This is a genomic window from Faecalibacillus sp. TM498 (assembly GCF_020589955.1).
In the GTDB taxonomy this organism is placed as follows: Bacteria; Bacillota_I; Bacilli_A; order Erysipelotrichales; family Coprobacillaceae; genus Faecalibacillus; species Faecalibacillus intestinalis.
The window spans coordinates 1-25029 of record NZ_JAJDKB010000026.1 but is presented as its reverse complement, the minus strand read 5'-3'; the positions used below and the strand labels follow the sequence as shown (position 1 = coordinate 25029).

The window sequence follows — 25029 nt, the reverse complement described above, 5'->3', positions numbered from 1 at the left end:
TGATGTAATAGGTGATTATATGTCAGATTTGGATGATGTAAGAAAACGCATTGAAAAAAGGAAAAGACCACTTAATGATCATAATTTCAAAAAGCTTTATAATGGGATGGTACGTTTGATGGTTATGATGATTGTTGTTTTAGGTTCATTGATTGTTTTGAAAAATCCAGAACTTGAACAAAAAATATTTAATCAAAAATATTTACAACAATTGATTACCTTTGTTTCACAAAGTGTTTTAGATTTTTTACCAGAAGATGTTAAAGTAAGTCAAGAATTACAATATACCTTGATCAAGGATGACTATTATAAAGGAACAGGAAATCAGGTTCTTGCAATGAATAACGGTAAAGTGATTGATGTAAAAAAACAACAAGTGACTATTTTAGATGAAAATGGTACGGAAATTACTTTTTCTAAGTTAAAAGATATTCAAGTAAATAAATTTCAAAAAATAAAACAAGGGGATACAATTGCTTTGTATCAACAAAAGTTTAAAATGATATTTGAATATTTAGGAAAACAAATCACTTATCAAGAATATTTGGGGATGTAAAATGAAAATACATCCCCTTACTTATCTTTATTTACTCTTAGCCTTTATATCAGGTTCTTCTTATTATGTGGCTTTTTTATTTTTTTCTATTTTACATGAAATAGGTCATTATCTTGTGGCACTTTATTTTTCTTTTGAAATTGAAAAGATTATGATACTTCCTTTTGGGGCTTTTTTATCGTTAAAAGATTTAGGAAAACATTATGTTTATGAAGAAATAGGGATGCTTCTTTGTGGTCCATTTATTAATTTTATTTGTTTTATTTTTTTTCTTTTTATAAAAGAACCATTGTTAGCTAAAATCAATATTTATATTTTAATATTCAACTTACTTCCAGTTTATCCTTTGGATGGTTCAAAACTTTTATTATTATTTTTATCTTATTTCATAGATTATCAAAAAGCCATGCAAATACAAATAAAAGTTTCACTATTGTTTATTTGTATTTTATGGATTATTACGAAACAAATAGGGAGAAAAATTATTTTAGGATATTTATTTTATCAAGTTATTTTATATCTTAAAAATTATCGTTTGATTTATATGGAAACATTGATGAGTGATCATCTTAGTAAAAAAAGAGTGAAAATAAATAAACATCTTGAATATTTTCGACCTTATCAAAATATCTATCATTTTCATCAACGATTTTATGATTTTGACACAATAAAAATTTATTTGATAAAATCTAAGAAATCGCATTGACTTTAATTGGAATATTCAGTATAATGCACTTGTTGTAGACCTCTAGACTACAACCGCACATAAGAGGTATTAAATGCGTTTGCTGCCTTGGTTGGCGAGTCTTAGAAAAAAATTATAGGAGGTGCGGTATGTACGCAATTATCGAAACAGGTGGAAAACAATTAAAAGTTGAAGCTGGTGATGCAATTTTCGTAGAAAAATTAGAAGTTGAAGCAGGAGAAAAAGTTACTTTTGATAAAGTATTATTAGTTGGAGATGAAACTGTAACTATTGGTGCTCCTTACGTTGAAGGTGCTACTGTAGAAGCTACTGTAGAAAAACAAGGTAAAGAAAGAAAAGTAACTATTTATAAATATAACGCTAAAAAACATTACCACAAAAAACAAGGTCATAGACAACCTTATACAAAATTAATTGTTGATTCAATCAACGTTAAATAATGATTAAAGTTCAAATAAAAAGAAATAATAAATATATTACTCAAATTAAAATAAAAGGACATGCCCAGTTTGGTGAATATGGCAAAGATCTTGTGTGTGCTGGCGTAAGTGCTGTAGCTACAGGTATTTGCAATGCTCTTGCTAAAAAGGGATTTATAGAAGGAAAAAAGTGTGCAATTATTTTAAAAAATGGTAATATAATGATAGATGTGTATGAAAATGATGAAATAATGCAAGTGATACTAGAGACTCTTGTGATTAGTTTGGAATCATTTACAGAAGACTATCATCAATATATCAAGATAACCTATGAGGAGGAATAACATCATGATGTTTAAATTAGATTTACAATTATTCGCTTCTAAAAAAGGGGTTGGATCAACTAAAAACGGTCGTGACTCAAAATCAAAAAGATTAGGAGCTAAATTATCAGACGGACAATTCGCTACTGCTGGTTCTATTATTTATAGACAAAGAGGTACTAAAATTCATCCAGGTACTAACGTAGGAAAAGGTGGAGATGACACTTTATTCGCTATGTGTGATGGAATTGTTAAATTCGAAAGAATGGGAAAAGATAGAAAAAAAGTATCAGTTTACCCAGCTGCATAATGAAATCCCTGAAAAGGGATTTTTTTTTGAAAGAGAGGTGGAAGTATGCAATTTATCGATAAAGCTAAAATATATATTGAAGCTGGTAAAGGTGGAGATGGAACGGTGGCTTTTAGACGTGAAGCACATGTTCCAAAAGGTGGACCTGCCGGTGGAGACGGTGGAAAAGGTGGAAGCATTATTTTTGAAGCAACAACATCTTTATCAACGTTATTAGATTTAAAATATAAACGTGTTTATAAGGCACGTCCTGGTGGTAATGGGATGGCTAAAAAAATGCATGGTGCAGATGCAAGTGATTTAGTAATCAAGGTACCAGTGGGGACAGTTATTACGAATGAAGAAACTGGAAAAATTATGGCTGATTTAACAGAAGACAGACAACGTGTCGTTCTTGCTAAAGGTGGTCGTGGTGGAAGAGGAAATGCGCGTTTTGCAACTTCTCGAAATCCTGCACCACAAATTTGTGAAAGAGGAGAACCGGGAGAAAAATTTGATGTTTGCTGTGAGCTTAAATTATTAGCAGATGTTGGACTTGTAGGGTTCCCTTCAGTAGGTAAATCAACATTCTTATCTGTTGTTTCACGTGCAAGACCAGAAATTGCTGATTACCATTTTACGACTATTGTTCCTAATTTAGGAGTCGTTCAAGCAAAAGATGGTCGTAACTTTGTTATGGCTGACCTTCCAGGATTAATTGAAGGGGCAAGTCAAGGTAAAGGACTTGGTCATCAATTTTTAAGACATATTGAAAGATGTCGTGTTATTGTTCATATTATTGATATGGGTGGTATTGAAGGACGTGATCCTTATGAAGATTATTGTACAATTAATGAAGAACTTGGACAATATCAATATCGTTTATTAGAAAGACCACAAATTGTCGTAGCTAATAAAATGGATGAAGAAAATGCTGAAGAAAATTTAAAAGCTTTCAAAGAAAAAGTAGGAGAAGATGTTAAAGTATTCCCTATTTCAGCAATTATTCATGAAGGTGTTGATCAAGTATTATATGCTGTTGCAGATGCTTTAGAAACTGCGCCTAAGTTTGATATGGAAGAAGTAGAAGAAAATACAGTTGTTTATAATTATGAAGAAGAAGAGGCACCATTTGTTGTTCACAATTTAGGTAATGGTCAATGGACAATTACTGGTAAGAAGATTGAACGTCTTGTATCCATGACTTCTCTAGTAAGTGATGATGCAATTAAACGTTTATCTATTAAAATGCGTAATATGGGAATTGATGAAGCTCTTAGAAACGCAGGATGTCAAGATGGAGATGTTGTTTCTATTCTTGATTTTGAATTCGAATTCTATGATTAATGAATCAGGCTTTATGCCTGATTTTTTATTTTCAGTTAATAGATACTATGATATAATTGAGACAAATTTGACACAAATTTGAGACGAAATGATTCGTTTTTTATAATATAATAGTAATAGGAGAAATGTATGTATAGCTATATAAAAGGTTTGATTGTTGATATTCAAAGTGATCATATTGTTTTAGAAAATAATGGGATTGGTTATTTAATTTATGTGAGCAATCCTTATGCTTTTTCTAAAGGAAAAGAAGTGGTTGTTTATCTTTATCAACAAGTAAAAGAAGATGGTATTTTATTGTATGGATTTAATTTAAAAGAAGAAAAAGATTTATTTTTAAAATTGATTTCAGTTAAAGGAATTGGTTGTAAAAGTGCTTGTACAATGCTAGCAAGTGGAGATGTTGAAGGAATTTGTGAAGCTATTGAAAGTGGCAATATGACCTATTTAAAGAAAATACCAGGTATTGGACCTAAAGCAGCAGGACAAATTATTCTTGATTTACAAGGAAAAGTAACTGCTACAAAACAAACTGTCGTTAATCAAGAATTGGAAGAAGCTATGGAAGTATTAATTGCATTAGGTTATAAACAAAGTGAAGTAGATAAAGTTGTTAAGAAATTGACAGATGAAAATTTAGATACAAATGGTTATGTCAAAAAAGCATTAAGTTTAATTGTTAAATAGGAGGGAAAACATGAACGAGGTTTTAGATCCTGAAATTGTAGAAGATGATGAAAGTTCGCTTCGTCCAAGTGATTTTGATGAATATATTGGACAAACAAATCTTAAAGAAAATTTAAAAGTGTTTGTAGGGGCTGCAAAGCTTCGTGATGAGTCGTTAGATCACGTTTTACTTTATGGACCACCAGGTTTAGGAAAAACAACTATGTCAATGATCATTGCTCATGAAATGGGAACTCATATTAAAATTACAACAGGTCCAAGTATTGAAAAAACAGGGGATCTAGTAGCTATTTTAACAGCTCTTGAACCAGGTGATGTTTTATTTATTGATGAAATTCACCGTTTAAATAAAGTGGTAGAAGAAATTTTATATCCAGCGATGGAAGATTTTTGTGTTGATGTTGTTATCGGAAAAGAAGCATCTACAAGATCGGTAAGAATTGATTTACCACCTTTTACCCTTGTTGGGGCAACAACGAGAGCAGGTGATTTATCAGCACCATTAAGAGACCGTTTTGGTATTGTTTCAAAATTAGAATATTATAGTGAAGAAGAACTGACTCAAATTATTGATCGTACAAGTCGTGTGTATAATATTGTTATGGATGATGATGCTAAAAGGGAACTTGCAAGAAGAAGTCGTGGGACACCACGTATTGCAAATAGATTATTTAGAAGAGTTAGAGACTTTTCACAGTTTTATGGCGATGCAACAATTACAAGAGATAGAACAATTGAAGCATTAGAAAGATTAAAAGTAGACAATTTAGGATTAGATGATGTTGATCATAAGTATTTATTAGGAATCATTCATCGTTTTAAAGGAGGACCTGTAGGACTTGAAGCAATTGCTGCATCTATTGGGGAAGAACCACAAACTTTAGAAGATGTCAATGAACCTTATTTATTACAAATTGGTTTGATTAAAAGAACGCCAAGAGGACGTATAGCAACAGCTGAGGCTTATCGTCATTTAAATATTGAACAAGATTATGAATAGTTTTGAAAAGATAGGACTTATTGTCCTATTTTTTATTTCTCTCATTTATAGTTATGTAAAGCCAACAGCTATTGTTGAAAATATTCAAACCAAACAAAATATTATTATTTATGTAGAAGGAGAGTTTGAACAAAAACTCTCCTTTAAAACAAAACCAACAATTAATGATGTTTTAACAAAACTGCAAACAGATAACCATTATCAATTTAATGAAAATTATCAACTTACAAATGAAAGTAAACTTTATTTACCTCATGGTCAAAATCTGATTTCATTAAATCATGCTTCACTTGATGATTTAATGACATTAAAAGGAATAGGAGAAAAAACAGCCATAAAGATCGATGAGTATCGACAAAAAACACCATTTCAAACAATTGAAGATTTAATGAATATTCAAGGAATTGGTGAAAAGACATATCTTCGATTAAGGGAGTATTTATGTTTATAAAAGGAAAAGGTTTTTATCTAGCACTTCCTTTATTGGTGGTTGTTTTAGCTAAAATGTTACATCCTATTTTATATGTATTTCTTATTTTTTATTTTATTTTTATGTATTTAAAACATTTTAAAATACTATTGAGTGTAAGTTTACTGTTATCATTTCTCTTATTTCTCTTTTTTTATTTACCACAACCTTTAAATCAAAATGAAATTTCAGGGAAGGTCGTAAGTAAAGATGATCAAAGTATTGTTGTCAAGAGGGGATATCATAAAGTAAAGGTTTATGGAGAATTTAAAAATATCTCGTTGTTTGATGATATTTCTTTGATAGGAAAACCTTATAACTTCCATCAAATACAAAATGATTATGCGTTTAATTATCAATATTATTTATATAGTTTAAATATTTTTGATACTTTACAACTTGAAAAAATAAAAAGTAATCAACATCAAGATCATCTATATCATTATTTAGAAAAAAGAATCAAGACATCTTCCAAAGTAAAAAGTCTGTTATCTTTATTTATTTTAGGAACAAAAGATGAACAGATGAAAGAATATTATCAAAAGTTAACGCAACTCTCGATTGTTCATTTATTTGCTCTTTCGGGTATGCATCTTACAATTTTACAGAAATGGTTGATGAATTTTTTAAAATTCTTTTTTTCAAAAAAAGGACAAAAATGTATATCTCTTATATTGATTGGGGTTTACATGTTTAGTATTCCTTATAATATTTCTTATTTAAGAGCGTATCTAATGCTTTTTTTACCAATGATTTTTGGTAAATGGTTAAATCAGTTGGATATTTTTTCTTTTTTAACAGTTGGTATGTTAATGTATAATCCTTATTTGATTTATAATTTATCTTTTATTTTTTCTTATTTGATTTATTTTTTTATTTTACTTTTACAAAACCAAAAAGCAGGGAAATATTATTTATTTTTAGGTTCAATTCCCATTATTATTTCTATTCAACATGTTTTACCGGTGTTTTCTTTTTTGATAGGTATTCTTCTAATGCCTTATATAGAAATGATTTATAAAAGTATGCTTTATTATTTATTACTTGGAAAATATGTTTTACCTTTTTTATCTTTAGAATATGAATTGTTATTAAAAATGATTGCTTTTATTTATGATTTTTCTTTTACATTGCCTTTTAGTCAACCGACTTTATTTTTTATAGGTGTTTATTATTATCTTTATTTAAAAGGAATTTATAAATTGAATGTCAATAGAACAGTAACCCAAGAAGTATGTCTATTATTAAGTGTGTTACTTGCTTTTTATTTTTATCCTTATTACAACATGAAAGGACAAGTTGTGATGATTGATGTGGGCCAAGGGGATTGTTTTTTTATTCAACAGCCTTATGCCAGAGGAAATGTATTGATTGATACTGGGGGATTACAAAAGAGTGATCTTGCGACTTCTCGGTTGATTCCTTATTTACAAAGTCAGGGCGTTTTTTATTTGGATGCCGTTTTTATTTCACATGAAGACTATGATCATTGCGGAGCGTTAGCGTCTTTGAAAGAACATTTTAAAGTTAAAAATGTTTTCTATGATTTTAAAAAAAAGAAAATTGGCGATTTAGTTTTTAAAAATTTAGCTTTAGATAAATATTATACAAATTCAAATGATCGCTCTTCTATTATTTACGTGACTATCAACCATTTAAATTATTTATTTACAGGTGATATTTCTAAAGAGGTAGAAAGTGATTTATATCAGACATATCATCATTTAGATGTCGACGTTTTAAAAGTGGCACATCATGGAAGTAGCAGTTCTTCAAGTGAAGATTTGTTTAAAATGATTGATCCTAAAGTAGCGCTTATTTCTGTAGGAAAGAATAATCGTTATAGACATCCATCTTATTTAACATTAAAAAGATTAGAAGCATATGGGGTGAAAATTTATCGCAGTGATCTTCAAGGAATGGTTAAGATTGTTTATTATGTAGGTAAGAATTATGTCATGACTTCAAGTGGTTTTTAGTTTATAATAGCTATGGTGATGATATGTTATATGTATTATATGGAACAGAGAGATTACTGATGGATCAACGTTTAGATAAGTTAAAAAAAGATCATCATTGTAATCAAGAACAGATGAATTATACAGTTTATGATGTTTCTAAAGAGGGAATGAAAGTTGTTTTAGAAGATGTAATGACACCTCCTTTTTTAAGTGATGAAAAAATGGTTGTTATTAAAAAAGCAGATTTTCTAACAACCAAAAAAATAAAAAAAGATAATCATGATATAGATTATTTTATGCAATGTTTACCTTATTTAGATAAAACAGTGCATCTTGTTATTTTTAATGATGAAAAGAATTTTGATGAAAGAAAAAAAGTTGTCAAGATGTTAAGAAAAGAAGCACAGTTTTATGAAATCAATCCTTTAAATTATTATAAAGTTTCTGATACAGCAAGACAGGCTGTTAAAAAAAGAAATTGTACTATTGATGATGATGCTTTAGAGTTACTTTTAAGTAGAAAAGGAACAAATTTAATGGATATTGCTAGTGAAGTAGAAAAGCTTTGTTTATATACACAGCATATTGATATTCATTGTGTTGAAGAACTTGTCAATCGTCCCTTAGATGAAAATGTTTTTGATTTAACAACAGCTATTTTAAGTAAAGATAAACACAAGATGATGTCTATTTATAAAGATTTAATGACAATTAATGAAGAACCAGTTAAATTGATTGTTTTGGTAGCTAATTCTATGCGTTTGATTTATCAAGTAAAATTATTAGATAGAAAAGGGTATACTGATCAAGAAATTGCTAAAATGTTGGCAGTTAATCCTTTTCGCTTAAAATATGTAAGAAAAGAAGGCCAATTTTTTCAAATAGATGAACTACTTAGATGTTTAAATGAATTATCTTTATTGGATGTTAAAATTAAGACGGGACAAATAGATAAAAAATTAGGCTTAGAATTATTTATGTTAAGAATATAGGAGAAATTATGGAATCATTAAGAGAATTGTTTAAGATAGGATTTGGACCATCCTCTTCACATACAATGGGTCCTCAAAGAGCAGCTTCTAAAATAAAAGAACAGTATCCAAATGCTTCACGTTTCGAAGTTGAATTATATGGGTCGCTTGCCTTAACTGGAAAAGGTCATTTAACAGATTATATTATTAAACAAACATTGGGCAAGCAAACGATTGTTCGTTTTAAAAGTGATCGTTTACCTTATCATCCAAATGGCATGAAATTTTACGTGTACCAAGATGAAAAAATTCTTGATACAATTACTGCTTATTCTATAGGTGGAGGAACTGTTGAATATGAAGGAAGTAAGTTGCAACAAACAAAACAAATCTATCCTCATAAAAATCTTAAAGAAATTATTCAATATATTGAAGACAATGGTATATCCTTCTATGATTATGTTTTAAATTATGAAGATGAACATTTTAAGGCCTACTTATTTGAAGTGTTAGATAGTATGTTTACCTGTGTACAAAATGGCTTACATCATGAAGGAGTGATTCCTGGAAGGTTACAACTAAAAAGAGTTGCTAAAAGTATGTATCAACAAGCAATCAATACGCGAAGAGAAAGTGATCGAGAAAGATTGCTTGTTTCAAGCTATGCTTATGCTGTTTCTGAGGAAAATGCCTGTGGTAATAAAATTGTTACTGCGCCAACATGTGGAGCAAGTGGAATTTTACCAGCCGTTTTATTTTATTGTTATAAACAATTAGAAATTCCCCGTAAAGAATTGATCAAAGCTTTAGCGGTTGCTGGTTTATTTGGAAATGTCATTAAACATAATGCGACAATTTCAGGGGCTGATGGCGGATGTCAAGCAGAAGTTGGCAGTGCTTGTGCAATGGCTGCAGCAGCCTATGGTTGGATTTTAGAACTTAATAATTCTTTAATTGAATATGCTGCAGAGATGGGGCTTGAACATAATTTAGGACTAACATGTGATCCGGTTGGTGGCTATGTTCAAATTCCTTGTATTGAAAGAAATGGTTTTGGTGCTTTACGTGCAATCGATGCAGCAAGTTATGCTAAACAATTAGGTTATTTAAGAAAGAACAAAGTTTCATTTGATTCAATTGTGAATGTTATGAAAGAAACTGGAAAAGATTTAAATAGTGCTTATAAGGAAACTTCTTTAGGTGGACTAGCAAAGGAATTTGGTTTAAAAGATGGAGACTAGAAGTTTATATGTACACATTCCTTTTTGTGAATCTATTTGTAGTTATTGTGATTTTTGCAAGGTCTATTATGATCAAAAACAAAGTGATCTCTATTTACAAAGATTAAATGAAGAATTATCACAAATAGAGCAACATCATTTAAAAACGATTTATATTGGAGGGGGAACCCCTAGTGCTTTAAATGATGAACAATTAGAAAAATTAATGTCAATGTTAAAACCCTATAGTTTAGAAGTGGAAGAATATTGTATGGAAGTTAATCCAGAGTCAATGGATTATTATAAGTTAAAGATTTTAAAAAAAGGTGGTATTAATCGTTTAAGTATTGGTGTACAAACGTTTCAAAATCATTTATTAAAAGAAATAGAGCGTCATCATAATACAATCCAAGTAAAAAATATTATTAAATATGCTAAAGAAATAGGTTTTGATAATATCTCAATTGATTTGATGTATGGTTTACCAAAACAAACAAAAGAAGATATTCAAAAGGATATAGAAGTTTTAAAATCTTTAGATTTGCAACATGTTTCTTATTATTCTTTGATTTTAGAAGAAGGAACGATTTTAAAATATAAAAATTATCAACCTTTAGATGAAGAAAACGAATATCAATTAACATTATTCATTGATCAAGAATTAGAAAAAATAGGTTTTGAAAAATATGAAATTTCTAATTATGCTAAACAAGGATATCAATCGAAACATAATCTTATGTATTGGTACTATAATAATTATTATGGAATAGGATTAGGTGCTTGTAGCAAAATTGATGGACAAATTATAGAACATAGTCGATCACTTACTAAATATTTAAATGGTGATTTTAAAACAACAACAATTGATGAAACAAAAGAAGAAACAATGTTTAATCAAATAATGATGTCACTTCGTTTAAAAGAAGGGCTAGATTTAAATAAATTTAAAGAAAGATATCAAGAAGATGCCCGTATTCTATATAAAGAAGCGATTACTAGAAATATAGAAAAGGGTAGATTGATGATTGAAAATGATTATTTAAAAGCAACTCAAGAAGGTCAGTATGTTTTAAATGATATATTAATTGATTTTATGTAAAGCGGTATACGGATAATAAATGGTTTATAATAAAACAAAGAGGTGATGAACATGAAGGCAATACCAACAGGGGTATATGATTATCGAGAATTGAAACAAGAAAATTATTATTCTGTTGATAAAACATTAATGATTAAAGATTTTCTAGAAAGAGGATCAGAAGTAACACTTGTTACAAGACCTAGAAGATTTGGAAAAACAATTAATATGTCAATGATGTCAGAATTCTTTGATATCACGAAAGATTCTAAAGAAATCTTTAAAGGTACTAAAATCATGGATACACCTTATGTAAGTGAAATAAATCAATATCCAACGATCTTTATCTCTTTTGCGGATGCAAAAAGAGATAAAGTAGCGGTTGTTTCCACAATAAAGATACAAATATTAAAGCAATGGAAAAAATATAAATATATCTTTAAAGGTTTAGATGAGTTTGATTTACCAATATATCAATCCCTATTAAAAATATTAACACAAACAGAAGATGGAAGTCTTGTAGGAATAAATGATGCGATAGCTTTTTTAATGGATAAATTACAAGATTACTATCATAAGGAAGTCATGGTCTTTATTGATGAATATGATACACCTTTTATAGAAGCACATACAAAAGGGTTCTATGAAGAAGTAAGAGGAGGATTATCAGGTTTGCTTCATAATTCTCTTAAAACATCGAACAGTTTAAAGTATGCCTTTATTACAGGTATTCAAAGAGTAGCTAAAGAAAATATCTTCAGTGATTTAAATAATCTTGTTGTTTGTGATGTAACGGATCAACGTTATGCTGCTTATTTTGGCTTTGACAGTGATGAAACAAAAGAATTACTAGAATACTATGGATTAGAATTAAATAATAAAGTCAAAGAGATGTATGATGGCTATCATATAGGCAATCGAGATATCTATAATCCATGGTCATTATTAAATTATGTTGATACAAAAGAATTGACATCTTATTGGGTCAATACTAGTGCCAACAGTATGATCAAGACAGCTTTGAAACAAGCAAACTATACATTTAAAAATCAATATGATAAACTCATTAAAGATGGTAAGTTAGATACCTATGTTTCAATGCAGACAAGTTTCTTTGAAGAAGCGGATAATTCAACTTTATGGGGCTTGTTTGTCAATGCAGGATATTTAACGGTTACTAAAGAAATAGATCTTTTAAAAGGTAAATATTGTATCGAAATACCAAATAAAGAAGTCAAACAGGAATTTATAAAACTGACAGAATATCAATTAGGATTAAGCAGTGGAACATTAGATACAGTAACTGAAAGTCTAGCCAAAGAAGATCAGGAAACTTTTTTAGAAAGCTATCAAGAAATCTTAATGGTACCAAGTTATCATGATTTACAGAAAGAAAACAGTTATCATATGATGATGCTAGGAATGTGTTTATGTTTAAATAAAGATTATGAGATCATTTCTAATAGAGAAGTAGGAAAAGGAAGAGATGATCTCATCTTAAAAGCCAAAGATGAAAAGAAAACATCATTCGTCTTAGAATTCAAATATCTAAAAGAAGATAAAAAAGATCTTGAAAAAGCATTAGATGAATTATCTAATAAAGCTATTCAACAAATCAAGGATAATAAATATGATTATGGATTAAAAGGAAAAGTCATTTATATTGGACTTGCCCATCATGGTAAAGATGTAAGTATTAAATGGGTTGAAAGTTAAGGGCCTCTGTTAAGTAGACAGAGGTTCTTTATTTTACGATTTTTTTTGATTTTTTAGCACCAAGTTATTGACAGTGCTAAAATAAAATGTATAATGTATTTAGCACAAGAGAAATAGGAGTGCTAAAGGTGGTGAACTTGATGTTAACAGCAAGACAAATGCTGATATTTAAATGTATAGTTGAAGAGTTTATTGAAAATGCTGAACCGGTTGGATCCAAGGCATTGATGGTAAAATATCAACTTCCTTATTCAAGTGCAACGATTCGTAATGAAATGAATTTTCTAGAAAATTATGGTTATCTAGAAAAAACACATATTTCTTCTGGAAGAGTACCTTCTAAAGAAGGCTATCGTTTCTATGTTCATAATTTAGGAAAAGTTGATTTGGATGAAGGAACAAAAAATCAAGTTGCTACAATTATTAATAAGCATCGTCGAAATTTAAATGAGATGGTGCATGAAAGTTGTAACATGTTGAGTGAATTAACTCATCTTACAAGTGTTGCATTAGGAAATGCTTCAGATGATATGTTGCAACGCATCTCTGTTGTTCCTTTGGATGATGGACGTGTAACAGCAATTATCATTACAAGTCAAGGTCATGTTGAAAATAAAGTTTTCCAATTTTCAAGTGATGTAGAAATGGAAGATTTATTAAGTTGTGTTAATGTGATGAATGAATTATTGATAGGAACACCTATCAGTGAAGTGGCATTTCGTTTAGAACGAGATGTTCGACCAATTCTTACAACGCAAGTGAAGCAACATGAAGAATTATTTAATGCGTTTTTGGAAGCGTTCGTTAAATTTGCTTCAAATAGTGTTTATTTTTCTGGAAAAGAAAATATTCTCTATCAACCAGAATTTAATGATGTGGATAAATTAAGAAGACTTGTAAGTGCTTTTGAAAATTCAAAAGTGTGGAAAACTCTACCATTATCGAGTGAGGATGGTATTCAAATCAATATTGGAAATGAAACACCTCTAGGAAAAATGAATGATGTTTCAGTAATCTCTGCTTCATTTAAAACAGGGGAAACATCAAAAGGTTCTATTTCGGTAATTGGTCCAACAAGAATGCCTTATGAAAAAGTAGTGGCATTAGTAGAGTATATATCTGAAAATATTGAAAAGGCTTGTTTAGAAGATAAACAAGATGAGAAATAGAGGTGAACAAATTGGCTGAGGAAACTAAAGTTGAAAAAGAAGTAACTGAAGAAGTTGAAGAAAACAAAGAAGCTGAGGCTGAAGTTGTTGAAGAAGAAAAAGTTGATCAAGAAGATCAAATTAAAATTCTTCAAGGTGAAGTTGATAAATGGAAAAATGATTATTATAAAGTGTTTGCGGATATGGAAAACATTAAAAGACGTATGCAAAATGAACATGCAAATAACTTAAAGTTCATGATGCAAGGTTTTATTGAACAAATGTTACCAATCGTTGATAACTTTGAAAGATCATTAGCAATTGAAAATCCAAGTGAAGAAGTGGCAAACTTCTTAAAAGGATATGAAATGATTTATAAACAAATCATGACATTATTAGAAAACCAAGGGGTTAAAGTGATTGAAGCTGAAGGTAAAGAATTTGATCCTAACTTCCATCAAGCAGTAATGACTGTAAGTGATGAAAACTTTAAACCTGGTATGGTTGTTGAAGAGTTACAAAAAGGTTATATGTTAAAAGATCGCGTTATTCGTGCATCTTTAGTAAAAGTAAGTGAATAAAATAGGAGGATTTATATTATGGCAAAAATTATTGGTATTGACTTAGGAACTACAAACTCATGTGTAAGTGTGTTAGAAAACAATGAAGTAAAAGTAATTGCAAACCCAGAAGGAAATCGTACAACTCCTTCAGTTGTATCTTTCAAAAATGGTGAAATTATTGTTGGGGAAGCTGCAAAAAGACAAGCAGTAACAAACCCTGATACAGTAATGTCAGTTAAACGTTATATGGGTACTGATCATAAAGAAAACGTAAATGGTAAATCTTATACACCACAAGAAATTTCAGCAATGATCTTACAAAACTTAAAAGCAACTGCTGAAGCTTATTTAGGTGAAACAGTAACAAAAGCAGTTATCACTGTACCTGCATATTTCAATGATGCTCAAAGACAAGCAACAAAAGATGCTGGTAAAATCGCTGGTTTAGATGTTGAACGTATCATCAACGAACCAACTGCTGCAGCATTAGCATTCGGTCTTGATAAATTAGACCAAGAACAAAAAGTATTAGTTTATGACTTAGGTGGTGGTACTTTCGACGTATCTATCTTAGACTTAGCTGATGGTACATTTGAAGTATTAGCTACTGCTGGTAACAATAAATTAGGTGGGGATGATTTCGATAAGAAAATCATGGACTACATCGTAGATGAATTCAAAAAAGAAAACGGAATTGATTTATCTAACGATAAAATGGCAATGCAACGTATTAAAGAAGCTGCAGAAAAAGCTAAAAAAGACTTATCTGGTGTAATGCAAACTCAAATTTCATTACCATTCATCTCAGCTGGTGCTGCTGGACCATTACACTTAGAATTATCATTAACAAGAGCTAAATTTGATGAAATTACAAGAGACTTAGTTGTAGCTACTGAAGGACCAGTTAGACAAGCATTAAGTGATGCTGGAATGCAACCAAGTGAAATCGATCAAGTATTATTAGTTGGTGGATCTACTCGTATTCCTGCTGTTCAAGAATCTGTTAAACGTTTACTTGGAAAAGAACCTAACAAATCAGTAAACCCAGATGAAGTTGTATCTATGGGTGCTGCTATCCAAGGTGGAGTTATCGCTGGTGACGTTAAAGATGTCTTATTATTAGATGTTACACCACTTTCATTAGGTATCGAAACAATGGGTGGAGTTATGACAGTATTGATTGAAAGAAATACTACAATTCCAACTACTAAATCACAAGTATTCTCTACTGCTGCTGATAATCAACCAGCTGTTGATATCAACGTATTACAAGGTGAAAGATCAATGGCTAGAGATAATAAACAATTAGGTTTATTCAAACTAGATGGTATCGAACCAGCTCCAAGAGGAGTACCTCAAATCGAAGTTACTTTCTCAATTGACGTTAACGGTATCGTAAATGTTAAAGCTAAAGATTTAAAAACTCAAAAAGAACAATCAATCGTTATTCAAAACTCTACAGGATTATCTGATGAAGAAATCGATCGTATGGTAAAAGAAGCTGAAGCTAATAAAGCTGAAGATGAAAAGAAACGTAAAGATATCGAAACAAGAAATAAAGCTGAACAAATGATCAATGAAATTGATAAAGCTTTAGCTGAACAAGGTGATAAGATTGATGCTAATCAAAAACAACAAGCAGAACAATTAAAAACTGAATTAAAAACTGCTTTAGATAACAATGATATGGCTACTCTTGAAGCTAAAATGTCAGAATTAGAACAAATGGCTCAACAAATGGCATCATATGCTTATCAACAACAACAAGCAAACCCTAATGGTGGTGCTGGACAAACAACATCAAATAACAATGATGATAATGTTGTTGATGCTGATTTCGAAGAAAAGAACTAATTACTTAAAAAACCAAGGTTCTTCCTTGGTTTTTTAAAAGTATTATAGAAAGGATGATTTTATGGCAAGTAAAAGAGATTTTTATGAAGTCTTAGGGATTTCAAAAACAGCAAACGCTGATGAAATAAAACGTGCATACCGTAAAAAAGCAAAACAATATCATCCCGATATCTGTAAAGAACCTGATGCAGAAGAAAAATTTAAAGAAGTTCAAGAAGCTTACGAAGTTTTATCTGATGATAATAAAAGAGCGGCTTATGATCGTTATGGACATGCAGCCTTTGAACAAGGTGCAGGTGGTGCTGGAGCCGGTGGCTTTGGTGGATTTGGTTTTGAAGATGTCGATTTAGGAGATATTTTTGGATCATTCTTTGGTGGCGGGGGAAGTCGTCGTCAAAGACAAAATGGACCACGTCGTGGTGATGATCATTTAATGCGTCTAGAAATTGATTTCATGGATGCAATTAATGGTGTTAAAAAAGATATTAAAGTAACTTATGATGCAGAATGTCCTCATTGTCATGGTAGTGGTGCAAAAACACCAAACGATGTACAAACATGTTCGCATTGTAATGGTACAGGAACTGTTTCTAAACAACAACAATCTCCATTTGGTACATTTGTAACACAAACAACATGTCCACATTGTAATGGTACTGGTAAAGAAATTAAAGTTAAATGTCCTGACTGTCATGGTAAAGGATATATTACAAAAACAGTAACTGTTCAATTAGATATTCCTGCTGGTATAAATGATGGTCAACAATTACGTGTTGCTGGTAAAGGTGGAAGAGGATCTAATGGTGGATCTAATGGTGACTTATTTGTAGAAATCCGTGTAAGAAACAATACACACTTTATTCGTGAAGGACGTAATATTTATGTTACAATTCCTATTAGTTCAGTTGATGCAACTTTAGGATGTGAAGTAGATGTACCAACAGTACAAGGTGACGTGAAAGTTAAAATTCCTGCAGGAACACAATCTGGAACAACTTTAAGATTAAAAGGTAAAGGTGTTAAAGATTTAAGAGGAAATGGATACGGAGATCAAATGGTTAAGGTTGAAGTTAAAATTCCTACAAAACTTTCTAGTAAAGAAAAATCATTGTATGAACAATTACAAAAATTAAGTAAAAAAGAATCTATCTTTGAATCATTTAAGAAAGGATTTAAAAGATAGAATAGCGAGTAAATATAGTGGGGTGAGTTCAGTTTCATCTCACTTTTTTGGCTTTTATAGTTGTATTGATAACTGGATTTTTGGGATGAATACAGTTTTTAAGCGTTTATTAATGGATAAAAAATTTTTTGTAATTGTAGTAGTTTGTTATGTTTTTTATTAATTGTTAAAAAAATCACAAAAAGCGGGATAATATGTTAAATATTATTGAATATATATTTATATCATGATATGATTCTTATAGAAGTGAATGTGATGTTAGGTTTTTATAAAAAAATACGGTCATTTTATTTAAACCTAACCACTTTTTTTAGCGAGAAATGTAAGCGCTTAAACGGATGTTCGCAGTTTAAAAAGAAAATTAGGAAAGGGGTTAAATTAGTACTTAAATAATACGTAAAATACTGGTGAATGATTAATGTTGATGTTAAGGGGTATTATTTATAGTTTTATGACTCGCTTAAATAGGCATTCACAAATATAGCAGAATTACTATTCTATTATAATAATTTACTAATATTCTGTTATTGATAAAACAATTGATAATAATTAGCATAAATTAAAGTTTTAGATAAGGTTTTTGGTTTTATATACCTAATTTACATCATTAATAAAAACTAGTATATGTATTAATTTATTAATTTAAAGTGAGTAGAAAATGAAAGGAAAAGTATCGAAGAATAAGTTTCTTAAAGTAGTTTTACCGGCACTTTTGGTGGTTGCTATTATTTGTCAAGCAGTCGGTTTTCAGGCAGTTTTAGCTAAAGGCAATGTTGCAACAACATCTAGCGACAGTATTTCAAACCTTACAGATCAACAATTACAAGCATTAACAAATCCTATTCTTCAATCTTACAAAGCAGATAGTAGCCATAAAGTTTGGAAAATGACTGACGATAGTCGATTAGCTGTTTTAGCAAATCAAACTAATATCGAAAATGCAAGATTACAAGAAGTGGTAAAATTAGTAAATTCAGAATTTGTTGAAAAAGAAATTATTTCATCTCCGTTAGCAATGGTTTATGCTCAAGAAAAAGATGTGAGTTATGGAGATATTTTGATTGATATTGATCAAACAAGTTCAATTACTAGTAGCTCTAATAGTAAAGAAGCATATAAAATCACTATTGGAGAAAATGGAGTTCGTTTAACTGGTGCTAGTGAAAATGCTATTATGCACGGATTAAGAACAATCCAAAATTTGATTATTACTAACGATGGATTAGTTTACGGTGAAATCGTAGATTATCCAAATGTTGCAGAACGCAGAGTACATGTCGATTGTGCTAGAAAATATATTTCTAAAGATTGGTTTATTCGTCAAATTAGAGAAATGTCATATATGAAAATGAATGCTCTTCAAATTCATTTTTCTGAAAATATGGGATTTAGAATTGAATGTGAAACAGATCCATCTATCGTTTCTGATCAATATTTAACAAAGACAGAAGTGAGAGAAATATTAGCAGAAGCTAAAAAATATGGTATTAATGTTATTCCATCATTTGATAGTCCAGGTCATGTTGATCAAATTTTAAAAGCTCATCCAGAATATGGGCAAGTTAATACTAGTGGAAATCATTATAAATCTGGTTTAGATGTTACTAATCCTGAAGCTATTGCATATATTCGTAGTTTATATGATGAATATATGGATCTATTTGAAGGATGTACTGATTTCCATATTGGTGGCGATGAGTATATGGAGTTTGACCGTGCACCATTTACTACAGAATATAAGAGTGTATTAAATTCATATGCAGTTAAAAAATATGGTCAAGGATATATTTGGAAAGATGTAATTGCTGGATATATCAATGATTTAGCAGAATATGTACATAATCGTGGATTTACACCAAGAATTTGGAATGATGGTGTTTATTATGGTGAAAATTCTTATGAAGGTGCACAAAAAATAAAAATGCATGACTATATTGGAATTGATTTCTGGTCACAAATGTCATGGAATTCAAGTATTGCAAATTTACAAACATTCATTAATAAAGGCCATGATACAATTTACAATATCAATGCAAGCTTTTTCTATTATGTATTACGTAATAGTAAACCTACAGATGGCAGAGAACAACATTCATTTGATAACTTAAATGCAGATCGTAAAATCTATAATGAATGGTCACCTGGAAAATTCCAAGGAAATCCAGCTGTAAATGATGGTTCTGATTTTATCAAGGGTGCTTCATTGGCAATTTGGTGTGATAATCCAAATTTATGTAGTGAAGATGTAATTACTGAAGATATTGCTGATGAGTTACGTGCATTAGCTTCTAAATCATGGAATACAAGTAGTAATTCAATTACTGATTTTGATAGTTTCCAAGAAAATTATACTAAATTAGGTAATGTTGCTGGATTTGAAAAAGGATCTACATTACCAGATGTTGGGGAATTCTTAACAGCGGGTGATTTAGGTAAAATTACTATTCGTTTCGTAGATGAAAACAATCAAGAATTAAAACACGAAGTAATTAAATACGGAACAGTTGGTGAAAAATTTGAATTTAGTGCAGATCCTATTTATGGATATCGTGTAATTGATAATAAACCAATTACTGGTACTTATACTAAAGAAGGTGCTGTTTATGTATTTACTTATGAATTATATACAGATAAAGCAGCTTTAAATAATGAAGTAACAAATGCATTAAAAGAAAAAGATTATATCAATGAAACATTTAGTGAATATAAAACAGCATTAATAGCTGCTAAAGCTATTAATGATAAAACTGATGCAACACAGGCAGAAGTAGATGAAGTATATGATGAACTTATCGATGCTAAAGCAAAAGCAGTTAAAATAGAATATTATTCATTATATGTACAAAGTACATATCCACTAAAACAAGATGATTATGTTGGTGGATATGAAGCATATAAACAAGCTGTAGATGCTGGTAAAGCATTATTATCTAGCGATACTTTAAATGCTGAGACTGCTAAAGGAGCTTATGAAGCAATTAAAACTGCTAAATCAAACTTAGTAAAACCTGATGGAAACATTCCAACAATTACCGCTACAGATAACTATTACGAAAAGAATCAATGGTATCCAACTAAAGAATATAGTTATGAAAAAATGTTAGATAACGATTTGAATACTAAGTGCTGGTTTGGACAAGAACAAGCAGCGGATAAAGAATTTAAATTTACTTTTCCTACAGCTGTCAACATGACAAGTGTTCAAGTTATTCAACCTTCTAATGTAGGTGCTGATGCTTTAAAAGGTGCAGATATTGAAGTTTCATTAGATGGTGAAACATGGACTAAAGTTGGATCAATTACGGAAAATGATTTAGATTACACAGCAACATTTGAAAAAACAGCAGTAAAATATGTCAGAGTCCGTTTAACTGTAGCTAAACCAGGTTATTGGTATCAAGTTTCTGAAGTAAAATTTGCTTATGAACAACCACAAGAAGATAACACTTTAAGAGATATGATTAATGAAGCTGAAGAATTAGATATAAGCGGTAAGTCTTCCGTTTTAGTGTCTAATATGGTTGATGCTTTAATCGCTGGTCAAAAGGAATATGTTAAAGGTACTACTGATACTACAACTGTAGAAACAAATTTAAGAAATGCTATCGATGCATTAAAAAATGCAGCTGATACTACTGATTTATCAAGATTAATAGAAGAAGTACAAAAATTAAACGAAGCTGATTATACAGTAGATTCATGGAATGATTTAAAAATTTCTTATAATAAGGCATTAAAAGTTTTAGAAAATAAAACTGCCACTCAAGAACAAGTTGATAAGGCTTATGATGATTTAGATAAGGCTATTAAAGGATTAATTGATGCTCCTATAGCAGCGGATAAAACAGAGTTATTAAAAATTATGGAAACAACTAAAGAATTAGTTGAAAAAGATTATACTCTTGAATCATGGAAAGTATTAAAAGATGCACTAGATGAAGCTAATAAGGTAGTGGCTGATGATAATGCTACTCAAGAACAAGTTGATAAGGCTTATGATGATTTAGATAAGGCTATTAAAGGATTAATTGATGCTCCTGTAATAGTAGATAAAAAAGAATTATCAAATGTTATTGAAACAACTAATGATTTTGTTGAAAAAGATTATACGGTAGATTCATGGAAAGCATTTAAAGAAGCATTAGATCATGCAAAAGATGTTTTACAAAATGAAAATACAACTCAAGATGAAGTTGATCAAGCTTTAGCATCTCTACAAGATGCCATTAAGAATTTAAAAACAGTTTCTCAAACTGGAAATAATGATCAACCAAATCAAAAACCAAATGATCAAATACAAACAAGTATTAAAAAAGAAGATGACAATAAAACATCATCAACAAAAAATAACTCTCATATAAAAACTGGTGATGATATGTCAGTTGTACCATATATTTTACTTATGGCAACAGCTGGGGGTTATATTGCACTTCAAAGAAGAAATAAAGAAGATTAAATAATAAAAGCTATATAACACATATAAATGTATGGCTATATAGTGATTTATGATTTAATAAAATGTGTTATAGACTTTTATAGTCAATTTGGAGTTAAAGATAAAAGACATCGGATTTATTGCTTTTAAGGTAATGATCGATGTCTTTTTTTTTGAAAATAAGATTTTGCTTTTGTTGTATTGTTTATACTTTCTACAGGTGTTTTGTTTTTTAATAAGTTGTTTATAAACAAAAAAACAGTACTATGTACTGTCTTCATCTATTATCCAGCTTTTCTTAATGTTCTTAACTCTTTAGCAGAAATTCTAACTTTTGTAGGTTTACCATCTACTAAAATAGTAGCTTTTTGTAAGTTAACATTCCATTTTCTTCTACTTGAGTTTAACGCATGAGAACGAGTGTTTCCTGATAATGGACCTCTACCACTGATTTGGCATTTTCTTGACATGTTCTTTCCCTCCTTTAGTAGTTGTTCTACGTACTGTGTTATATTAACATTATTTATAGTATAATGCAAACATTTTTTTACAAAAAAGCTTTTTTTATCAATATTTGTGATTATAAATACTTTATATAATGATAAAAATGAGTTAATTTGTATTTTTTTTTAATAATATGTGATATGATGGCTTGTGGTTGGAAAGATACTAAAAGAGTGATTATAATTTGTAAATATTATATTTTTAAGGTATAATAATGTTTGAACATGAAATCATTTTAAGGAGGATAACTTGATGATTGAAAAAAATACAAATTTAGGATTAGTAAATATTTCTTTAGATGTAGTTTCTACTGTAGCTGGTGGAGCTGCTACTGAATGTTATGGTGTAGTAGGTATGGCTAGCCAAAAGAAATTAAAAGATGGATTTTATGAATTATTAAAGAAAGAAAATTATTCTAAAGGAATTATTGCGAGTGATGGAGAAACTGGTTTAATTTTAGATTTATATATCATTTTAGGATATGGAATTAAAATTAATGAAATTTTAGTTGAAGTTCAAAAGAAAGTGAAATACGTTGTTGAATCAACATTAGATGTCAAAGTTGAGGCAGTTAATGTTTATGTTCAAGGACTTCGTAATATCGATTAGTGGAGGAAAAATATGCAAATACTTACAGGAAAGCTATTTAAAGAGATGGTTTTATGTGGTGCGAATACTCTTCATAATAATCATCCTGAAATAGATGCTTTAAACGTGTTCCCTGTACCTGATGGGGATACTGGAACAAACATGTCTATGACTTTTAATGCTGGAGCAGCAGAAATCAAAGATATGGATAGTGACAATATTTATGATATTGCTAAAAAATTATCTAAAGGTTTATTAATGGGAGCACGTGGTAACTCAGGTGTTATCTTATCACAAATCTTTAGAGGATTTGCAATGGGATTAGAAGGTCATGAAAGCGTTGATGCTGTTGCTTTTGCCAATGCTTGGAAAAGTGGGGCAGAAGTTGCTTATAAAGCTGTTATGAGACCTGTTGAAGGAACTATTTTAACTGTTATTAGAGAAGCAAGTGAAAAGATCGTTGAATATACTCAACCGGGTATGGAAATTGAAGATGTTTTCTCTTATTTTGTAAAAGAAGCAGAAAATTCATTAGAAAGAACACCTGAATTACTTCCAGTATTAAAAGAAGTAGGTGTTGTTGATAGTGGTGGAGCAGGTTTATTATTAGTTTTAACTGGATTTATGGCTGCTTTATCAGGTGATCGTGTTGATTTTGTTGATATTAAATCAGAAGGTCAAGTCAATGCTGGAACTGAATTAGAATCTGGTGAAGAAGGATATGGATACTGTACAGAATTTATTGTTCGTCTTGAACCTTCATTAATTGATAAATTCTCAGAAAACCAATTAAAGAAAGAATTAGAAAGAATTCCAGGAAACAGTATTGTCGTTGTACAAGATGAAGATATCGTTAAAGTACACGTACATACATTGAAACCAGGAGAAGCCTTAAACTTAGCGCAAAGATTTGGTGAATTTGTGAAGTTAAAAATTGAAAATATGCAAGAACAAGCAAATAACTTACAAAATGCTGCAGCAAGTCAAGGAAGTATTGTAGGTGTTGATGATAGCAAACCTCAAAAACGTGAAGCTAAAGAAACAGCTATTATTTCTGTTTGTGCTGGACAAGGTGTAGAAGATGCATTCTTAGAATTACATTGTGATTATGTTGTAAGTGGTGGACAAACAATGAATCCATCTACTGAAGATATGGTTGCAGCTGTTAAAGAAGTAAACGCTAAAAATGTTATTATCTTACCAAATAACTCTAATATTGTAATGACTGCTCAACAAACAGCTACAATCTTAGAAGGAGAAGTCAATGTTATTGTTATTCCAACAAAAACAATTCCTCAAGGATTATCAGCATGTGTTATGTATAATCCAGAAGTTTCATTAGAAGATAATATTGCTGAAATGGAAGATGCTGTTGCTAATGTTAAAACTGGACAAGTAACATTTGCGATTAAAGATACAAACATCGATGGTGTTGAAATTAAAGCAAATGACTACATGGCTTTAGTCGAAAAAGATATCGTTGCATGTAAACCAAATAAATTAGATGCTTTAAAAGTATGTTTAGAAAAACTAGTAGATGAAGATTCTGAATTAATTACTTTACTTGTTGGTGAAGATGTTGTTGATGAAGAAGTAGAAGAAATCGAAAGCTACATTGAAGATAACTTTGATGCAGAAGTAGATATTATCGAAGGAAAACAACCTGTTTATTCATTTATTATTGGTGTCGAATAAGTGTGCAGAAAAAACGTTGATAAATTCAACGTTTTTTTGCTAATTGAACTTTTATTTAACGTTTACGTATAGTCTTTGTGAATGTTTGAATCTTTTGGACAATTTAATTGTATTTTCTAAAGTAATTGTATAGTATTAAGAGCAAAAAAGTGACTGCATTTTATAGTCACTTTTTCATTTTGTGCCAGGCATGGCACTAATCCAGTTGGAGATAAACCAACAACAGGTATTTACCGCCAAGTGTAATGAACCACAAGTTGTTGTCAGTGATGGCAAGGATGGAGGAAGTGGTGTAGTGATTCTTTTGAGCGTACGAA

At 30.1% G+C, this 25029-nt stretch carries 22 protein-coding genes and 1 other annotated feature; of the genes, 21 read left to right on the top strand and 1 reads right to left on the bottom strand.

All coding sequences use genetic code 11. The features are described 5' to 3' along the window. The first annotated feature begins 19 nt into the window (after positions 1-19). From LJD32_RS09120 to LJD32_RS09030, 19 genes are all read left to right on the top strand, one after another. Positions 20-556, top strand: coding sequence for a peptidoglycan DD-metalloendopeptidase family protein (locus LJD32_RS09120; protein WP_227392222.1), 537 nt, complete (start codon positions 20-22; stop codon positions 554-556). Position 557: 1 nt separating this feature from the next. Beyond that, positions 558-1262: a site-2 protease family protein gene (locus LJD32_RS09115; protein ID WP_227392221.1), complete on the top strand. Its 705-nt coding sequence runs from the start codon at positions 558-560 to the stop codon at positions 1260-1262. Positions 1263-1303: 41 nt separating this feature from the next. After that, positions 1304-1374, top strand: a sequence feature (ribosomal protein L21 leader region). Positions 1375-1390: 16 nt separating this feature from the next. Beyond that, complete coding sequence (gene rplU / locus LJD32_RS09110; RefSeq protein WP_032091590.1) at positions 1391-1702, top strand: 50S ribosomal protein L21; 312 nt, start codon at positions 1391-1393, stop codon at positions 1700-1702. After that, positions 1702-2025 carry a ribosomal-processing cysteine protease Prp gene (locus LJD32_RS09105; protein WP_227392220.1) on the top strand — a complete coding sequence of 108 codons (324 nt, stop codon included), beginning with the start codon at positions 1702-1704 and terminating at the stop codon, positions 2023-2025. The genes rplU and LJD32_RS09105 overlap by 1 nt, the downstream gene beginning before the upstream one ends. 4 nt (positions 2026-2029) lie before the next feature. Then, positions 2030-2314 (top strand): 50S ribosomal protein L27, encoded by a 285-nt coding sequence (gene rpmA, locus LJD32_RS09100; RefSeq protein ID WP_022002223.1) that lies wholly within the window; start codon positions 2030-2032, stop codon positions 2312-2314. Between the two features lie 45 nt (positions 2315-2359). Continuing rightward, on the top strand, positions 2360-3640 hold the full coding sequence (obgE, locus tag LJD32_RS09095; RefSeq protein WP_032091588.1) for a GTPase ObgE: 1281 nt from the start codon (positions 2360-2362) through the stop codon (positions 3638-3640). 129 nt (positions 3641-3769) lie between these two features. Continuing rightward, entirely contained in the window at positions 3770-4327 is a 558-nt protein-coding gene (gene ruvA, locus LJD32_RS09090; RefSeq protein WP_022002221.1) for a Holliday junction branch migration protein RuvA, read from the top strand. Between the two features lie 10 nt (positions 4328-4337). Next, on the top strand, positions 4338-5327 hold the full coding sequence (ruvB, locus tag LJD32_RS09085) for a Holliday junction branch migration DNA helicase RuvB (RefSeq protein WP_022002220.1): 990 nt from the start codon (positions 4338-4340) through the stop codon (positions 5325-5327). Then, the gene (locus LJD32_RS09080) at positions 5320-5778 is read left to right on the top strand and encodes a ComEA family DNA-binding protein (protein WP_175301556.1); all 459 of its coding nucleotides are present in this window, start codon (positions 5320-5322) and stop codon (positions 5776-5778) included. Before ruvB ends, LJD32_RS09080 begins: the two co-directional genes overlap by 8 nt. Further along, positions 5769-7775 (top strand): ComEC/Rec2 family competence protein, encoded by a 2007-nt coding sequence (locus LJD32_RS09075; protein WP_227392219.1) that lies wholly within the window; start codon positions 5769-5771, stop codon positions 7773-7775. Before LJD32_RS09080 ends, LJD32_RS09075 begins: the two co-directional genes overlap by 10 nt. 23 nt (positions 7776-7798) lie before the next feature. Continuing rightward, positions 7799-8749 carry a DNA polymerase III subunit delta gene (gene holA / locus LJD32_RS09070; protein ID WP_227392218.1) on the top strand — a complete coding sequence of 317 codons (951 nt, stop codon included), beginning with the start codon at positions 7799-7801 and terminating at the stop codon, positions 8747-8749. A gap of 8 nt (positions 8750-8757) precedes the next feature. Next, positions 8758-9969 carry an L-serine ammonia-lyase, iron-sulfur-dependent, subunit alpha gene (locus LJD32_RS09065; RefSeq protein WP_032091584.1) on the top strand — a complete coding sequence of 404 codons (1212 nt, stop codon included), beginning with the start codon at positions 8758-8760 and terminating at the stop codon, positions 9967-9969. Then, a complete protein-coding gene (gene hemW / locus LJD32_RS09060) occupies positions 9959-11047 on the top strand; it encodes a radical SAM family heme chaperone HemW (protein ID WP_175301559.1) in 1089 nt (362 codons plus the stop codon). Before LJD32_RS09065 ends, hemW begins: the two co-directional genes overlap by 11 nt. 51 nt (positions 11048-11098) lie before the next feature. Further along, entirely contained in the window at positions 11099-12742 is a 1644-nt protein-coding gene (locus tag LJD32_RS09055) for an AAA family ATPase (RefSeq protein ID WP_227392217.1), read from the top strand. Positions 12743-12882: 140 nt separating this feature from the next. Further along, positions 12883-13911 carry a heat-inducible transcriptional repressor HrcA gene (gene hrcA / locus LJD32_RS09050; protein WP_032091581.1) on the top strand — a complete coding sequence of 343 codons (1029 nt, stop codon included), beginning with the start codon at positions 12883-12885 and terminating at the stop codon, positions 13909-13911. 2 nt (positions 13912-13913) lie between these two features. Next, on the top strand, positions 13914-14471 hold the full coding sequence (gene grpE, locus LJD32_RS09045; RefSeq protein ID WP_032091580.1) for a nucleotide exchange factor GrpE: 558 nt from the start codon (positions 13914-13916) through the stop codon (positions 14469-14471). An 18-nt stretch (positions 14472-14489) separates the two neighbouring features. Then, positions 14490-16307 carry a molecular chaperone DnaK gene (gene dnaK, locus LJD32_RS09040; RefSeq protein WP_032091579.1) on the top strand — a complete coding sequence of 606 codons (1818 nt, stop codon included), beginning with the start codon at positions 14490-14492 and terminating at the stop codon, positions 16305-16307. Between the two features lie 61 nt (positions 16308-16368). Continuing rightward, entirely contained in the window at positions 16369-17490 is a 1122-nt protein-coding gene (gene dnaJ / locus LJD32_RS09035; protein ID WP_022002211.1) for a molecular chaperone DnaJ, read from the top strand. Between the two features lie 658 nt (positions 17491-18148). Beyond that, positions 18149-21946 (top strand): family 20 glycosylhydrolase, encoded by a 3798-nt coding sequence (locus LJD32_RS09030; protein WP_227392216.1) that lies wholly within the window; start codon positions 18149-18151, stop codon positions 21944-21946. Between the two features lie 263 nt (positions 21947-22209). Here LJD32_RS09030 and rpmB read toward each other — a convergent pair whose 3' ends face one another. Next, the gene (rpmB, locus tag LJD32_RS09025) at positions 22210-22395 is read right to left on the bottom strand and encodes a 50S ribosomal protein L28 (RefSeq protein ID WP_022002209.1); all 186 of its coding nucleotides are present in this window, start codon (positions 22393-22395) and stop codon (positions 22210-22212) included. 286 nt (positions 22396-22681) lie between these two features. On the opposite strand from rpmB, the gene LJD32_RS09020 reads away from it, so the two are divergent. Both LJD32_RS09020 and LJD32_RS09015 read left to right on the top strand, forming a co-directional pair. Then, on the top strand, positions 22682-23038 hold the full coding sequence (locus LJD32_RS09020) for an Asp23/Gls24 family envelope stress response protein (protein WP_227392215.1): 357 nt from the start codon (positions 22682-22684) through the stop codon (positions 23036-23038). Between the two features lie 12 nt (positions 23039-23050). Further along, entirely contained in the window at positions 23051-24712 is a 1662-nt protein-coding gene (locus LJD32_RS09015; RefSeq protein ID WP_227392214.1) for a DAK2 domain-containing protein, read from the top strand. Positions 24713-25029: the final 317 nt, after the last annotated feature.

What these genes read in the sequence shown, in the direction of transcription:
- LJD32_RS09120 (WP_227392222.1), top strand. Translation starts at nt 20, where the DNA reads ATGTCAGATTTGGATGATGTAAGAAAACGCATTGAAAAAAGGAAAAGA.
- LJD32_RS09115 (WP_227392221.1), top strand. Translation starts at nt 558, where the DNA reads ATGAAAATACATCCCCTTACTTATCTTTATTTACTCTTAGCCTTTATA.
- rplU (WP_032091590.1), top strand. Translation starts at nt 1,391, where the DNA reads ATGTACGCAATTATCGAAACAGGTGGAAAACAATTAAAAGTTGAAGCT.
- LJD32_RS09105 (WP_227392220.1), top strand. Translation starts at nt 1,702, where the DNA reads ATGATTAAAGTTCAAATAAAAAGAAATAATAAATATATTACTCAAATT.
- rpmA (WP_022002223.1), top strand. Translation starts at nt 2,030, where the DNA reads ATGATGTTTAAATTAGATTTACAATTATTCGCTTCTAAAAAAGGGGTT.
- obgE (WP_032091588.1), top strand. Translation starts at nt 2,360, where the DNA reads ATGCAATTTATCGATAAAGCTAAAATATATATTGAAGCTGGTAAAGGT.
- ruvA (WP_022002221.1), top strand. Translation starts at nt 3,770, where the DNA reads ATGTATAGCTATATAAAAGGTTTGATTGTTGATATTCAAAGTGATCAT.
- ruvB (WP_022002220.1), top strand. Translation starts at nt 4,338, where the DNA reads ATGAACGAGGTTTTAGATCCTGAAATTGTAGAAGATGATGAAAGTTCG.
- LJD32_RS09080 (WP_175301556.1), top strand. Translation starts at nt 5,320, where the DNA reads ATGAATAGTTTTGAAAAGATAGGACTTATTGTCCTATTTTTTATTTCT.
- LJD32_RS09075 (WP_227392219.1), top strand. Translation starts at nt 5,769, where the DNA reads ATGTTTATAAAAGGAAAAGGTTTTTATCTAGCACTTCCTTTATTGGTG.
- holA (WP_227392218.1), top strand. Translation starts at nt 7,799, where the DNA reads ATGTTATATGTATTATATGGAACAGAGAGATTACTGATGGATCAACGT.
- LJD32_RS09065 (WP_032091584.1), top strand. Translation starts at nt 8,758, where the DNA reads ATGGAATCATTAAGAGAATTGTTTAAGATAGGATTTGGACCATCCTCT.
- hemW (WP_175301559.1), top strand. Translation starts at nt 9,959, where the DNA reads ATGGAGACTAGAAGTTTATATGTACACATTCCTTTTTGTGAATCTATT.
- LJD32_RS09055 (WP_227392217.1), top strand. Translation starts at nt 11,099, where the DNA reads ATGAAGGCAATACCAACAGGGGTATATGATTATCGAGAATTGAAACAA.
- hrcA (WP_032091581.1), top strand. Translation starts at nt 12,883, where the DNA reads ATGTTAACAGCAAGACAAATGCTGATATTTAAATGTATAGTTGAAGAG.
- dnaK (WP_032091579.1), top strand. Translation starts at nt 14,490, where the DNA reads ATGGCAAAAATTATTGGTATTGACTTAGGAACTACAAACTCATGTGTA.
- dnaJ (WP_022002211.1), top strand. Translation starts at nt 16,369, where the DNA reads ATGGCAAGTAAAAGAGATTTTTATGAAGTCTTAGGGATTTCAAAAACA.
- LJD32_RS09030 (WP_227392216.1), top strand. Translation starts at nt 18,149, where the DNA reads ATGAAAGGAAAAGTATCGAAGAATAAGTTTCTTAAAGTAGTTTTACCG.
- rpmB (WP_022002209.1), bottom strand. Translation starts at nt 22,395, where the DNA reads ATGTCAAGAAAATGCCAAATCAGTGGTAGAGGTCCATTATCAGGAAAC.
- LJD32_RS09020 (WP_227392215.1), top strand. Translation starts at nt 22,682, where the DNA reads ATGATTGAAAAAAATACAAATTTAGGATTAGTAAATATTTCTTTAGAT.
- LJD32_RS09015 (WP_227392214.1), top strand. Translation starts at nt 23,051, where the DNA reads ATGCAAATACTTACAGGAAAGCTATTTAAAGAGATGGTTTTATGTGGT.